Below are 13856 nucleotides of genomic sequence, written 5' to 3' on the forward strand. Positions count from 1 at the left end.
ACATTGCCTGGAATGGCGAAGTCCGGTGGATAATCGAGAGAGGATGCCTCGGTAGAGCGATTCATCCCATGTTCGCTTATGACGTAAAAGGCGAATGCTGGGTTATCGCTTCACCTTGCCAAAAAGTTCTACCAACTCATCAAATTTCGCTTTCTGCTCAGCTTCATCGCCAGATGAAATCGCTTCAGCCACACAGCATGCCGCATGGTCTTTGAGTATTTGATTTTCCACTCTCGCCAATGCCGATTTCACCGCCTGCATCTGGGTCAGGATATCCATACAATAGCGATCCTCCTCAACCATGTTAGCGATCCCACGCACCTGTCCTTCAATGCGTTTGAGGCGGTTGAGCTTGTCTTTGTGAGTCGCAGAAGCCATTTTCCACCTTTCTATTGATATACCCTATGGGGGTATATATAACCCTCCATCGCAGGAGTATCAATATCCATGACCAATGCCCTCAACAACCATCTTTTTGAACCAGATCGCCGCACTGTCGTTCGGAGTCTGGCGGGCTTTGCGGCGCTCGCATCATTGCAAATGCCTGCCTGGGCGATGGGGAAGATGGGTAAAACCTTCCATAAGGGCATGGACGAAATCGGCGGTCCGGACGCGCACTTGCACATTGCTGATGGCCTGTTTCGAACGGGCAAGCGGTCTGGTCATGGCATTGGCATGAATGGCACCATACCCGGGCCGCTGATCCGCTTGCGTGAAGGCACCAAGGCCAAACTCATGGTGCATAACATGCTCGACGAGGACAGCAGCGTGCACTGGCATGGCCTGCTGCTTCCGTTTCAATATGACGGTGTGCCGGGTATCAGCTTTCCCGGCATCAAACCGGGCAAAACCTTCTCTGCAGAATTTGATGTGCGCCAGTCAGGCACCTACTGGTACCACAGCCACTCCGGCCTTCAGGAACAGATGGGACATTATGGCCCCATGATTATTGACCCTGAGGGCAAGGACCCGGTTGAATATGACCGGGAACATATCATCCTGCTTAGCGAATTTGCATCCATGCATCCGCACCGGATCATGAAGAAGCTCAAGGTTGCCGAAGGTTATTTCAGCCAACAGAAGACAGCGACATTTGACGGTTATGACATGAGCGCAGAAGAGCGGCTCATGTGGGGCCGGATGCGGATGATGCCGACCGATATCGCCGATGTGTCTGCGCCCACCTATACTTACATGATCAACGGGCACGGTCCGGCAGATAATCTTGAGCTGCCATTTGAACCGGGCGAACGCATCCGACTGCGCGTTATCAATGGCAGCGCCATGACCTTCTTTAATATTCGTATTCCCGGCGTGACGATGACGGTGGTTCAGGCTGATGGTCAGAATGTAAGGCCTACTCAGGTTGACGAATTTCAAATCGGTGTTGCGGAAACCTATGATGTGATCATCACTCCCAAGGCCGGCGCTTTTGCTTTGGCAGCAGAAAGCATGGACCGTTCCGGCATGGCGCAGGCTACACTGACATCCCAGCCCGGACAGCGAGCCGGTTTCCCCGAACTGCGCGATCCACCGCTGCTTTCCGTGATCGATATGGGCCATGGCGGCATGGTCGAAGGCGGGCATGATGGCCATGGCGGGATGGATCACGCCAGTATGGATCATTCCAACATGAACCATGGTGCCGCCGGAATTCCCAAGCCAGCCCAAAAAGCTTCCGAGGATCACTCCGAACATGACATGGGCGGAATGCGAATGCGCGACACATCGCTTTTGCCTGGCAGTGTGGACGTGAATGCCGGCATCGACATGGTAGCGATGAACCCTCAGGACCGCATGGGCTTTCCGGGATTGGGTTTGGACGATGTTCCACACAGGGTTTTGAACTACAAAATGCTGCGTGCCCTCACACCCAACCACAACCACCGCGATCCAGACAGAGAGATGGAGCTTCATCTCACTGGCAATATGGAGCGCTATATGTGGTCATTTGACGGCAAAAAATATAGCGCCGTTAGCGATAGCCCTTTGCGTTTCGCCCATGATGAGAAAGTTCGGGTGAAGCTTGTAAATGATACGATGATGGCGCACCCAATTCATCTGCACGGTATATTTTTTGAACTGGTCAATGGCGCTGGCCACGCCCAGCCCAAAAAGCACACCGTAATTGTGCAGCCCGGTAGCAGTGCAACTTTCGATGCCAAATTTGACGAACCGGGTGACTGGGCTTTTCATTGCCATCTGCTTTATCACATGCATGCTGGGATGATGCAGACGGTCAGCGTCGCCTTTCCGGAAAAGGCGGGGTGATGAATAAGCTATTGCTCGCTTTGGCAGTCACGACGCTGTTATCGGCACCGTCGCTTGCTCAACATGATCACAGTCAAATGAATGACAGCGTTCATGTGAGCCAAGACATGAACATCGACCCTGCGAGACAGGCAAAATCGAAAACTTCTGGCCCGCCAAATGCCGCGGACGCCATTTGGGGTGCTGACGCGATGCGAGAATCCCGGGAGGCGCTTTACAAGGAACATGGCAACATGTCGGTCTTCTGGTTTCAGGGTGATCGGCTAGAGTATCGCGCACGGCAGGCCGAAGATGGCTATCTGTGGGATGTTCAGGGCTATTATGGGGGCGATACCGATAAACTCTGGTTCAAGAGTGAGGGCGAAGGCAGTTTTGGTGCACAGATAGAGCAAGCCGAGGTCCAGGCACTATGGAGCCATGCCATCGGTCCCTTCTTCGACTTGCAGGGGGGTGTCAGGCAAGACTTTAATGGGCCAGAGCGAACCCATTTTGCGCTGGGAGTGCAAGGCATTGCTCCCTATTTTCTGGAGATCGACCTGGCTACTTTCCTGTCCACGAAAGGCGATCTGACAGCGCGAATTGAAGGTGAATATGACCACCGCCTCACGCAGAAACTGATCCTGCAGCCGAGAGCGGAAATCAATCTTTCGGCTCAGGACATTCCCGAGCTGGAAATCGGTTCGGGCATTGACAGTATCGAAGCGGGATTGCGCCTGCGCTACGAAATCACACCTGAGTTTGGTCCTTATTTCGGCATCGAGCAGGAATGGAAGCTAGGCGGAAGTCGCGATTTCGCTATCGCTGATGGCGAAGACCCCAGCGTCACAAACTATGTCGTGGGCCTGCGATTCTGGTTTTAGAGGAAAGCGAATGAGTGATCAAACCACGCCTTGCCATCAACATGGAAGCTCCAATGCTTTTATGACTTCCGCCAAGGCGACGCTGCACTGCCTCACAGGCTGCGTTATTGGCGAAGTATCAGGTCTCATTATCGCGATGGCGCTCGGACTTGGCGTCTGGCCTACCATTATCTTGGCCACATCGCTGGCTTACTTGTCTGGATTCACGCTTGGCTTGTTGCCGGTAATGCGCGACCAGGGCAAAACCTTTCTGGAAGCTCTCAAACTGATCTGGATCGGCGAAGCTATTTCCATTGGCGTCATGGAGTTCGCCATGAATGCTACTGACTACTACATGGGCGGAATGACGGCGGGAAGTCTGCTTGCCCAGCAATTCTGGATCGCAATTATTGTTGCTATCCCGGCGGGATTTGTTGCAGCCTGGCCCGTCAACTGGTGGCTGCTGAGTCGGGATTTGAAAGCGTGCCATTGAGGAAAGATTGAGTCTGTTTTCGAGATGAAGCGGACGGCAGCTGGTGTCCGCAACGAACACAGTTCCTTTCCTACACCACCCGGTGCTTGCTATCCTGTCCCGCTTTTCACCACGCCGCAAAGGAATTTGCCCTGTATATATGTCATCCGCAGTCAGCTTTGCCTGACTTGCTGAAATACAAGGCAAAATCGACCGGAACCGATGGGTTACACACTGTCACCTTTGTCACCTTTATCATCGGGCTTCAAACTGCCGCGGCAGCGCGCCAATACGCGGCCCCCTCCCTGCAGGCACGAAAAAAGCCGGCAGGTCGGGCCTGCCGGCTTGTACATCATGGAGGAGATGCGTGACGATTTCAGGTGCGCTTGTATCAGAATTCCCTGTTTCGCGATGTAAAGGATTGTAACACGGCACGTTCCGGACTCGCCAAAGGTGAATAAAAAAGCCTAAAACCCTGTTTAGAACAAAGTGATATGGGTGCGGCCGCAATCGGGAAGGAGCTCGACCGGCCAGCAGAGCTGACGAGGTATGAACATGCGGATAGCCATTGCCGATGATGATTCGGAAATCATCGAGTTTCTGACCAGGATTGTTGAAGGGCAGGGACATGTTGCCGTCGGCTATTCCGATGGCACGGCGCTGACCAGCGCGCTGCTCCGCGACACGTTTGATCTGGTCATTCTGGACTGGAACATGCCGGGCAAGACCGGGATCCAGATCCTTGAATGGATGCAGGACGCCGTGGATGACTGTCCGCCGGTGATCATGATGACCAGCCGGACGGCAAAACAGGATATCAGCGATGCCCTGAACGCCGGCGCCGATGACTATGTCACCAAGCCGGAGGATCCGGATGTTATCGCGGCACGGATCAACGCCGTCCTGCGTCGCAATAGCGGCAGTTCGGCCATGGAGCCTTCGGTTGAATATGGCGACTACAAGCTCGACCGGATCGAGCAGAAAGTGCATCATGATGGCAAGGAAATTGCGCTGACCGCGAAGGAGTTTGAACTCACTGACCTGATGTTCCGCAATCGTGACCGGACCTTGTCGCGGCGTTACATCATGGAAACCGTCTGGCGTACCAATGCCCACCTGACCACGCGCACGCTTGACATGCACGTGTCCCGGGTCCGGTCGAAGCTTTCCCTTTCTCCTGAAAACGGGTTTCGGATTTTCACTGTTTTCGGTTATGGTTACAGGCTGGAGACACTTGGCAACGGGAAGTGATTATGGCTTTGGACCGGAATTTCCGCATCTCGATCCGGCTAGCCTGCCTGCCGCTTCTCCTGGCGGGAGGCGCTGTTTCAGCCCAGCCGGTGAGTGACGGTGACCGGATTGAATATATCTTCAAGCCTGGCGACACGCTCTATGAGCTGGGCGAGAATTATTTTCGCAAGCCCGGCGATTACCGGATCGTGCAGCGACTGAACCGGATCGCCAATCCGCGCAAGATCTCTATCGGCAAGAAGGTCACGATTCCTTTCCGTCTGCTCAAATATCGCGCAACGCAGGCCAGCCTGAGTGCCTTCCGGGGCCAGGTTTCGATTGCCGCAGATGGCCGGCAGCTGACCCCGGCGCGGGGACTGGATATTGCGGAAGGCAGCCAGATCATCACCCGGGCGGGCAGCTTTGTGACGCTCAGCCTCGAAGACGGTTCACGGATATCGATGCCGTCCAACAGCACGGTCCGGATCACGCGGTTGCGGCATATCCTGCTGACCGACAGCGTGGACTATGAATTTTCGGTCGACAATGGCCGGGTCCGGTCGAAGGTCACGCCCTTTGACCGCAAGGCTGATCGCTATCGGGTCCGTACACCGGTCGCGGTGTCGGCGGTGCGCGGAACCGATTATCGTGTGCGGGTGGATGACAGCAGCGGGACGGCCTTTGCCGAAACGGTCGAAGGTCAGGTGGATGTGGCGGCGGGGCAGGATATTGCCAGCGCAGATGCCGTGTCTGTACCGGCCGGGCAGGGCGCTGCGGCAACCGCGAGCGGAGACCTGCTGACCGCCAGCCTGCTCGCCGAGCCCGCCATGGTCGAACCGGCGAAGATTCAGTCGGATCCCGAATTGCGCTTTGAGTTTGAGCCTGGCGATACGGCGCAGGGCTATCGCATGCTGATTTCCAGCGACGCCGGTTTTGTGGATGTTCTGGATGAAAAGAACAGCAGCGAGCCGGTGATGACCCTCGCGGCGATTCCCGATGGGCGCTATTTTGGCAAGGCGTCTGCCCTGGCGTCCGATGGTTTCGAGGGGCTGCCCGCAACATTTTCGTTCAAGCGCGTGCTGAGCACCATCAATGGCACTGCGGGGCAGGGGGATTTTGGTTTCCGTTTCAAATGGGCCGGAGAAGGCAAGGGGACCCGTCTTTATCGCTTCCAGCTGGTGGCGGGCGACAAGTCGGCGGTGCCGATGGTTGACGAGGCGGGCCTGACCGCGGATGTTTTGACCCTGTCCGATCTTCCCGACGGCGACTATTTCTGGCGGGTTGGGGTCACCCAGTTTACCGGCGATCCGGATGATCCCGAACCGGTGGAAAAATGGACGGAATTTGAAAAATTGACCGTTGCCGGCTGACGCCTTATTTTCCTGAACGCGGCATCTCGCCCCGGAGACCATTTCTGCCATGAAACTGCGCCGTCGCCTCGGGATAGAATGGGCCGGTGTCGCGATCTTGTCTTCGCTGGTTGTGGCGCTGCTGATTCACTGGAACAGCCTGTCCCGCGTGGACCACCTGCTTTACGATCAGCTGTCCGGACTAGAGCGGCCGGAAGCCAGCAGCGAAGTGCTGATCATCGGTGTTGACGAGGACAGTCTCGCGCAATTCGGCAAATGGCCGTGGTCACGTGACCGCCATGCCGAACTGTTCCGGCGCCTGGAGGCCGGAAACCCCAAAGCAATCGCTTTTGATATCATTCTCAGCGAACGCGGGGATCCAAAAAATGATCAGCTGCTGTCAGACGCCATGGCGAGAAATCCGGGCCTGTTCCTGCCGTTGCATTTCGTTTTCCCTGGCCGCGATGGCGCCGCTTTCGATGTGAAGGAACCCTTGCCACAATTCCGGCAGGTGGCAGCGGGTGTGGGTCATGTAAATCTGGTGTTTGACGACGACGGCGTCGTGCGCCGCGCCGCGCTGTGCTTTGCCGGGGAGGGCGAGCGGCCGCAGAACTGGCCACATCTGATGGAACAGCTTTATCGGCATCTGCGTGACGGCCGACCGTCTCCCGCTTTTCAGAGGCTGGACCGGTGTGACGATCCGTTGCTCATGCCCTGGTCAGAACGCAACAGCTTCGCTGCCATTTCCTACTCCTCCATTGCCAATGGCGAAGTGCCACCCGCCTTTCTGGAGGACAAAGTCCTGCTGATTGGTGCCACGGCCAGTGGTCTGGGGGACCGCCACAATGTCCCCCTCAATGATGGTGGATCCATGGACGGCGTGGAAATCATGGCCAATTTGCTGGGGGCGCTGGAACGGGATGATTTTGTCGCGCCGCTGGCTTTCTGGCAGCAGCTGGCGCTGTCGCTGGCTCCACTGTGGATCTTGCTCGCCGGATTCTGGCGCTGGCGCCCCCGTTCGACCATCTTCATATCCATCGGCCTCATCGCAATGGTCCTCGGTGCGACGGCGCTGTTGCTGGCATTCCGCCTCTGGTTTGCTCCGGGCGCAGCGCTGGTGGGACTGGCATTGGTTTATCCGGTCTGGGGCTGGCGGCGACTGCAGGCGACGAGCGATTTCATGGACGAGGAGCTGGAGAATTTTCGGGCAAGCAAGGTAGATATCCCCGTAGTCGCCCGGCCGGCAGGGCCAGTGGATGTGGTGACCGGCCAGGCGGAGGAATTGACGCATGCGATTTCTCACATGCGAGATTTGCGGCGGTTTATTTCGGATGCCCTGTCCAACCTGCCCGACCCGATGTTCATCACCGATCTCGAAGGCCGGGTGAAATTTGTAAACAAGCTCGCCCAGATCGGGTTTGAACCGGCCGGGAAAGATCAGGAACTTGCGCTTGATGACATGCTGGCACGATTTGTGACATCCGGAGACTTGCCGGAAGTGCGGGAATATCTGGCGATGGATCGGCAGTCGCAGGAGCTTGATTATGTCGAGTTCACTTCTCTCAACGACGAAGTCTTCGCGATGCGGCGGGCGCAGATATTGTCCGATGACGGCGATTTGCGCGGCCATATCCACTATCTTGCGGACATAACGCAAGTTGCCAATGCCGCCGAAGAGCGCGAGGAAGTGCTGCAGCTCCTGTCCCACGACATGCGGGCGCCTCAGGCCGCGATCCTCGCTCTGCTCGACAGTACCGCGCCATCCGACTCCGCCCGGCGGATAGAGGAGCACGCCCGGCGGACGCTCGCGCTGGCGGACAATTTTGTCGGGCTGGCCCGGATAAAGTCCAGTGAATTTGCGGGTGAGGATATCTTGCTGTCCGACCTTGTGGTCGAGGCGAGCGACAGCCTCTGGCCGCTCGCCGAAGCACGCAAGATCAAGTGCCGGGTCGAGGACAAGTCGGATGGGGCTTTCATCGTCGGCGAACCGAGCAGTCTTCACCGTTCATTCGTCAACCTGATCGACAATGCGATCAAATACAGTCCGGACAAGGGCGCAATCAATATCGGCCTCCGGCGGATTGATCTGGACAAGCAGCCTTTCGTCTCGATCGAGATCAGTGACCAGGGACCGGGCGTATCGCCGGACATGATTGGCCAGCTGTTCGAGCGTTTCGCCAGCGATGACAGCCAGGCCCAGGGACAGGTCAAGGGCAGCGGTCTCGGTCTCAGTTTTGTGGCAGCCGTAATCGAGCGCCACGGGGGGTCGGTTCGTGCTGAAAATCTCCGGAATGGCGGTGCACGATTCACCGTCTTGCTGCCGGTCGCTCCTGATATTGCGGAGTGACCGGGCTATTCGACGCCGCTTCGGGTACGGACAAATTGCCGGGTGCCGGATCCCGATCCGAACTCCGCCATGGCACCGCGGACAAGATGCGGCAGGGATTCTTCAATGGTGCCTTTGCAGTGATATTCCGCCGCGGTCCCGGAATAGAGCATTGCCCCGGAGACCCGGTCGGCAAAGGTGATGGTCAGCCGGTGCTCGCGATCCTTGCAGGATTGCAGCGGCTTCTGTGCCTTCACATCTGCCAGAACGAGTTCTTGCGTGGCTTCGCCCACCCTGATGGCGATATCAGCGGGGCGGTCGGCCAGGGTCAGGTCGACCAGAGTGGATGCATTTTCCGCCGTGCGAAATCCGCGCGATTTCAAAGCTGAATCAACCAGTTCGCGAGCGGCCCGGTACAGTTCATTATCCTGTTCCGCGACCGATCCGAAATCATAGGTCTGTTTGTCGGGAAGCGGCGCCGCAGCCTGTGTCATGATCCGGGTTTCAATCGGGCCAGCGCAGCCTGCGACAAGGGTCGCGGTCAAAACTGTCAGAATGGCTGAACGGATCATGGCGCTCCCGGACCTGTAACCGATTGTCTAATCAGGATAATACAGACCGGTTGAAATGTCACGGAAATAGCCGCCGGTTATCGCTCGCCCCGTCGCAAAACGGCATGTTGTCGGGCCTAGCGAGTCAGCGCGTAGTAAATTACGTAGAGCCAGGACAGGAAACCGTGAATGATCGCCCAGATGATCGACTTGTGGGTGGTGAAGCTGATGACGATTGCCAGCGCGCTGCCAAAGCCGACGCCGTTGCGGACGATTTCCTTGCGGACATAGGTTGCGCCTCGACTCATCGGTGATTCTCCTGGTGCATAATCTTCCGGACGCATCCGTTCCGGCCGGATTTTCTCGGCCATGATCAGGCTGCCTCGCGAGCGCGGTCAGAAAGCTCCTGGTTCAGCATTTCTGCCAGCAGGAATGCCAGTTCCAGCGATTGCGCCGCATTGAGCCGCGGATCACAATGGGTGTGATAGCGATCGCCCAGCGCCGCATCGGTGATCGCCACGGCTCCGCCGGTGCATTCGGTGACATTCTGCCCGGTCATCTCGCAATGGATGCCGCCGGCAAATGTACCCTCGGCCCGGTGGACGGCGAAGAATCCGCGCACCTCTGCCAGAATCCGGTCAAATGGCCGGGTCTTGTAACCGCTGTCAGCCTTGATCACATTGCCGTGCATTGGATCACAAGACCAGATGACCGGATGGCCTTCCTTTTTGACGGCACGAACCAAGGGTGCCAGTCCGGCTTCGATCTTGTCATGGCCAAAGCGCGAGATCAGCGTGATTCGCCCGGCTTCGCGGGCCGGGTTCAGTGTATCCAGCATTTTCAGCAGATCATCGGCCTCGAGCGAGGGACCGCATTTCATGCCGATCGGATTGCTGATGCCGCGCAGGAATTCGACATGGGCCGAGCCTTCGAAGCGCGTGCGGTCACCGATCCACAGGAAATGGGCGCTGGTGTCATACCAGTCGCCGGTCAGTGAATCCTGGCGGGTGAGCGCTTCTTCATAAGGAAGGAGCAAAGCCTCGTGACTGGTGTAGAAAGATGTCGCCTTGAGTTGCGGCACCGTATCGGGATTGATCCCGCAGGCTTCCATGAATGCCAGCGCTTCGCCAATCCGGTCGGCCATTTCCTCGAATTTCTTGGCCCAGGGACTGCGCGACATGAAATCATGGGTCCAGCCGTGGACCTGCTGCAGGTTGGCATAGCCACCGGTGGAGAAAGCGCGGAGGAGATTGAGTGTGGCTGCGGCCTGGTTATAGGCGCGGATCATCCGGTCGGGGTCGGGTTCCCGGCGACCGGAATCAAATTCGATGCCATTGATAATGTCCCCGCGATAGCTTGGCATTTCCACACCATCCTGCACCTCGGTCGGCGCCGAGCGGGGTTTGGCGAACTGACCGGCCATCCGGCCCAGCTTCACGATCGGGAGCTTGGACGCATAGGTCAGGACCACCGCCATTTGCAGAATGACCCGGAAGGTATCGCGAATATTGTTGGGATGAAATTCCGCGAACGACTCCGCACAGTCGCCGCCCTGCAGGAGGAAAGCCTTGCCTTCCGCCACTTCGGCGAGATCTGCTTTCAGGCTTCTGGCTTCTCCGGCAAACACCAGCGGAGGATAGGTGCCCAGCAGCTGTTCGGTTTCCGCGAGCTTTGCGGAATCACGGTATTCGGGCATCTGCAGCCCTTCAAAATTCTTCCAGCCGTTCGGCGTCCAGTTTGTCGCCATGAGTGCACTCCGCTTAATCTGTTTTAAAATCGGGTGGCTTTAGTCCCGATTCAAGGGGCAAGGCAAGCAAAAGCCTTGTTTGGTTGCGACTGTAACCGGGCCGCGTCGGTCTGTTTCCGTGTCCGGATCAGCTGCCCGGTTCCGCTTTCCAGGTTCCGGATTTTCGGTATTCGGGCTTTATCTGACTGACATCGGGCAGTTTCTGTCCGGCAAAAGCCCCGTCGCCGCCTTTTTTGAGTGCCTCTGCGCTGTAATCGGGTGCCCGGTAAGTGCGGCTCGTATTGGCGGCATGTGCAGGACTGAGGCGCAAACGCCGGGCCCGGTCCGCTGCCACGGCTGCGGCTTTTTCCTGTCGGGCCGCTTCCCGTTCAGCCTTTTGCCGCGCTTGTTCATAGGCTTTTTCCAGCGCGATCGGGTCGAGCGATTTGGGGGTGCTGGCCGCTGCACTGCGCGGTTTCGGAGCCGGGAGCGGCTCCCGTCCGCGATATTTCTGGCTGAAGGCGCTGGCTTTGCCTGCGCTGCCTTTCCAGCTGTAGAAACGGTGGGCCCCGATTGTCCCGAGGAAGCGCAGACTGGGGGCCCAGTACGGATAGATTTCCGTAGTGTGATAATGGGTCGCAGTGCCGACCGGTGAAGCGACTTTCCCGGACAGTGCCGCAGCGGCCACCTTGCCGGCCCGTTTCCAGTGGAAACGCGAGGGCTTGCGGCGGAGGGATCCGTCACATGTATAGGAAAACTGGCAGCCGGTTGCGCGTTCGCTGCCCTGGAACACCACCCCGCATACCGTGGGAGGATAGCTTGGATGACGCACGCGGTTCAACACGACCTGAGCGACGGCCTTTTGACCGGCATCCGGCTCGAGACCGGCTTCGTAGTAAATCGCCGACGTCAGGCACTGTAACGCCCGGCCATTGTCGAGGGCTGAACCGCGAAAGGCGACGGGTCGGATGAGATGCGCCGTCGCGAGTTCCGGACTGGCCAAATCCCCGGATGTGTTGGGCAATCCGCTGTCTTGTTCGGCCAGCGGATCAATCGCCAGGTCTCCATAATTTTGCGGGATCGCATAGCCCGGATCGATAAAGTAGAAGGCCGAGCCGGCAAAATTTTCCTCCGGCTTTTCTACCGGCAGCAATGCGATTTGGGCAGGCTGAAATCCGCGCGCGTCCAGGCTGGCGCGGGGCATGGTCACCGGGATCAGGATGATCCCCAGAATAAGCAGCGCGAACAGCACTTTCTCGCGGCTACTGAGGTGCAGCCAGCCGGGCATTTTTCCTCGGTCTGTGTTCGGTGCAGGGGCATTTGCCGATGTCACCGCGGCGTGAACCAGTGGCACAGGTTCCTGGACCGGCGCCGGTTGCTGATGCGGCAGCGAAAAGCCTGCTGGCCCGTCTGTGGCCAGATCATTTTCGCTCAGCCGCGGAACATAGGGCGGGGGGACATGCATCTGTCGCAAAAGGCCTTCCTGCAAAACCGGTCTGCAAATTGACCGGAAGCGGCTGTATAGCCCGGATTTGCAACGGATTCCGCAGGCGATTCGGACTTGTTTCAGGATGGGACGGCGAGGGAATGCGGATTAAATGGTTAATGCTGTTCTTCCGCCATTTTTGGCATGTCCGCTGGTTTTGAAGCCGGAATATCGCGGCTCGGGCAGATCAGGTTTCGGAGGCTCGTGCTTTTGATTCATGCAGGTTCACCAGATAGCGACTGACGGCATAGCCCAATATGCCAAAGATGATGCCGCCGATGGCTGGCCCGATCAATATCCCTTCCAGACCGTAAAGCGCCCCGCCAATCCACAGAAAGGGTATCAGGCCCAGCGTGTTGCGCAGCCAGTTCATGATCATCGACCAGGCCGGCCGTTCAAGATTGTTGCAGGCGGCATTGGAAATGAACAGAATGCCGTTGAAAAAGAACAAAGGTGTCAACACCAGCGCGAAAGTCCAGAACAGGTCGCGTCCCTGGGCTTCGAGATTGAATATATCGGCAATCGGCTCGTTGAGCAGGAGCAGCAACGGCCAGACCAGCAGGGTGTAGCCCAATGCAAAAAGCATCGCTTGCTGGATGGTCAGGCGGATGCGATCAAACTTCCCGGCGCCAAAATTCTGGCCGATAATCGGCCCGACCGCGCCGGACAGGGAGAAGAGCAGGCAGAAGGCCACGGGTGTGATCCGGCCCATGACCGCGAATCCCGCGACAACATCATCCGAATAGCCCGCGATAAACCGGTAGGAAATGAAACCGCCAACAGGTGTCGCGACATTGGTCATGATCGCCGGCAGCAGGATTGCCATGATCGGCTTGAGGTCGATCCGGAAAAATTCGGCGGAAAATTTTTCAAACCCGCCATAGCTCTTGATCACCGGGACGATCGCCACGCCCGCAGACACGATCGCGGCAATGGCGGAAGCAATAGCGGCTCCGTTGATCCCGAGGTCCAGTCCAAAAATGAAAATGGGATCCAGTACCGCGTTGGTGATACCCATGCTGAGCGTAACATTCATCGCGCGTCGTGCAGCACCATGCGCTCGCAAAAACCCGGAACAGACCATGGCGGCCACGCCAAATGGCATGAACGGGGCAACGATCCGGATATATCCCGAAGCGGCGTCTCGTGCCATCCCGTCCGCGCCCGCCAGTTCGAGTAACTGGGGCGCAAACACGAAAAAGATAATCGCAAGCGGAATCATGATCATCATGCTGAGCACCAGGATATTGGTGAGATAGCGCCGTGCAAAACGGGGATCTCCCTGTCCGATACTGCGCGAAGCGAGGGCGCTGGTGGCGATCATCAGGCCGATATTGAACGCAGTTCCGAAGAACAGGATTGTTGCTGCGAATCCCATCGCTGCGGTCAGCGCACTGTCGCCCAGCTGTGCGATATAGAGCAGATCGACAAAATCGACGATGAACATGGTGAGCAGGCCGACACTGGCCGTCAGCGTCATTACCGTGATGTGGCGGATGGGTTTGCCGCTGAGAAATATGGCTTGCTGGGAAGAAATCGGGCGGTCCTGAGTTGGGTTTTGGCCGGAACTGGCAATTTGCGTTTCGCGGATTTGCCCTATAGCCTT

The 13856-nt window shown here is 57.5% G+C and carries 12 protein-coding genes; 6 read left to right on the plus strand and 6 right to left on the minus strand.

From position 1 onward, the window contains the following. Window positions 1-102: 102 nt before the first annotated feature. On the minus strand, window positions 103-378 hold the full coding sequence (locus BUQ90_RS07895) for a metal-sensitive transcriptional regulator (protein ID WP_074204472.1): 276 nt from the start codon (window positions 376-378) through the stop codon (window positions 103-105). A 69-nt stretch (window positions 379-447) separates the two neighbouring features. Between BUQ90_RS07895 and BUQ90_RS07900 the strand changes: the two genes are divergently transcribed. The 6 genes from BUQ90_RS07900 to BUQ90_RS07925 all read left to right on the plus strand — a co-directional run bounded on the left by BUQ90_RS07900 (window position 448) and on the right by BUQ90_RS07925 (window position 8508). Continuing rightward, a complete protein-coding gene (locus BUQ90_RS07900; protein ID WP_074204473.1) occupies window positions 448-2271 on the plus strand; it encodes a copper resistance system multicopper oxidase in 1824 nt (607 codons plus the stop codon). Window positions 2272-2378: 107 nt separating this feature from the next. Then, window positions 2379-3131, plus strand: coding sequence for a copper resistance protein B (locus tag BUQ90_RS07905; protein WP_338044522.1), 753 nt, complete (start codon window positions 2379-2381; stop codon window positions 3129-3131). A gap of 10 nt (window positions 3132-3141) precedes the next feature. Beyond that, window positions 3142-3603, plus strand: a complete 462-nt coding sequence (locus tag BUQ90_RS07910) for a DUF4396 domain-containing protein (protein ID WP_074204474.1) — start codon at window positions 3142-3144, stop codon at window positions 3601-3603. Between the two features lie 528 nt (window positions 3604-4131). Further along, entirely contained in the window at window positions 4132-4833 is a 702-nt protein-coding gene (locus tag BUQ90_RS07915; protein ID WP_239447369.1) for a response regulator transcription factor, read from the plus strand. Between the two features lie 2 nt (window positions 4834-4835). Next, window positions 4836-6182 carry a FecR family protein gene (locus tag BUQ90_RS07920; protein WP_074204475.1) on the plus strand — a complete coding sequence of 449 codons (1347 nt, stop codon included), beginning with the start codon at window positions 4836-4838 and terminating at the stop codon, window positions 6180-6182. A 49-nt stretch (window positions 6183-6231) separates the two neighbouring features. Then, window positions 6232-8508, plus strand: coding sequence for a CHASE2 domain-containing protein (locus tag BUQ90_RS07925; RefSeq protein WP_074204476.1), 2277 nt, complete (start codon window positions 6232-6234; stop codon window positions 8506-8508). A 5-nt stretch (window positions 8509-8513) separates the two neighbouring features. Here the strand turns inward: BUQ90_RS07925 and BUQ90_RS07930 are convergent, their stop codons facing one another. From BUQ90_RS07930 to BUQ90_RS07950, 5 genes are all read right to left on the minus strand, one after another. Continuing rightward, entirely contained in the window at window positions 8514-9059 is a 546-nt protein-coding gene (locus tag BUQ90_RS07930) for a DUF4136 domain-containing protein (protein ID WP_074204477.1), read from the minus strand. 116 nt (window positions 9060-9175) lie between these two features. Continuing rightward, window positions 9176-9409, minus strand: coding sequence for a hypothetical protein (locus BUQ90_RS07935; RefSeq protein ID WP_084192564.1), 234 nt, complete (start codon window positions 9407-9409; stop codon window positions 9176-9178). A gap of 2 nt (window positions 9410-9411) precedes the next feature. Continuing rightward, window positions 9412-10785 (minus strand): class II 3-deoxy-7-phosphoheptulonate synthase, encoded by a 1374-nt coding sequence (locus BUQ90_RS07940; RefSeq protein WP_074204478.1) that lies wholly within the window; start codon window positions 10783-10785, stop codon window positions 9412-9414. A gap of 127 nt (window positions 10786-10912) precedes the next feature. Then, entirely contained in the window at window positions 10913-12229 is a 1317-nt protein-coding gene (locus BUQ90_RS07945; RefSeq protein ID WP_239447399.1) for a cell wall hydrolase, read from the minus strand. 208 nt (window positions 12230-12437) lie between these two features. Then, on the minus strand, window positions 12438-13730 hold the full coding sequence (locus BUQ90_RS07950; protein WP_074204479.1) for an MATE family efflux transporter: 1293 nt from the start codon (window positions 13728-13730) through the stop codon (window positions 12438-12440). Between the last annotated feature and the right edge of the window lie 126 nt (window positions 13731-13856).

This window comes from Parasphingorhabdus marina DSM 22363, assembly GCF_900128895.1.
GTDB classification, from domain to species: Bacteria; Pseudomonadota; Alphaproteobacteria; order Sphingomonadales; family Sphingomonadaceae; genus Parasphingorhabdus; species Parasphingorhabdus marina.

What these genes read in the sequence shown, in the direction of transcription:
- BUQ90_RS07895 (WP_074204472.1), bottom strand. Translation starts at nt 378, where the DNA reads ATGGCTTCTGCGACTCACAAAGACAAGCTCAACCGCCTCAAACGCATT.
- BUQ90_RS07900 (WP_074204473.1), top strand. Translation starts at nt 448, where the DNA reads ATGACCAATGCCCTCAACAACCATCTTTTTGAACCAGATCGCCGCACT.
- BUQ90_RS07905 (WP_338044522.1), top strand. Translation starts at nt 2,379, where the DNA reads ATGAACATCGACCCTGCGAGACAGGCAAAATCGAAAACTTCTGGCCCG.
- BUQ90_RS07910 (WP_074204474.1), top strand. Translation starts at nt 3,142, where the DNA reads ATGAGTGATCAAACCACGCCTTGCCATCAACATGGAAGCTCCAATGCT.
- BUQ90_RS07915 (WP_239447369.1), top strand. Translation starts at nt 4,132, where the DNA reads ATGAACATGCGGATAGCCATTGCCGATGATGATTCGGAAATCATCGAG.
- BUQ90_RS07920 (WP_074204475.1), top strand. Translation starts at nt 4,836, where the DNA reads ATGGCTTTGGACCGGAATTTCCGCATCTCGATCCGGCTAGCCTGCCTG.
- BUQ90_RS07925 (WP_074204476.1), top strand. Translation starts at nt 6,232, where the DNA reads ATGAAACTGCGCCGTCGCCTCGGGATAGAATGGGCCGGTGTCGCGATC.
- BUQ90_RS07930 (WP_074204477.1), bottom strand. Translation starts at nt 9,059, where the DNA reads ATGATCCGTTCAGCCATTCTGACAGTTTTGACCGCGACCCTTGTCGCA.
- BUQ90_RS07935 (WP_084192564.1), bottom strand. Translation starts at nt 9,409, where the DNA reads ATGGCCGAGAAAATCCGGCCGGAACGGATGCGTCCGGAAGATTATGCA.
- BUQ90_RS07940 (WP_074204478.1), bottom strand. Translation starts at nt 10,785, where the DNA reads ATGGCGACAAACTGGACGCCGAACGGCTGGAAGAATTTTGAAGGGCTG.
- BUQ90_RS07945 (WP_239447399.1), bottom strand. Translation starts at nt 12,229, where the DNA reads ATGCATGTCCCCCCGCCCTATGTTCCGCGGCTGAGCGAAAATGATCTG.
- BUQ90_RS07950 (WP_074204479.1), bottom strand. Translation starts at nt 13,730, where the DNA reads ATGACGCTGACGGCCAGTGTCGGCCTGCTCACCATGTTCATCGTCGAT.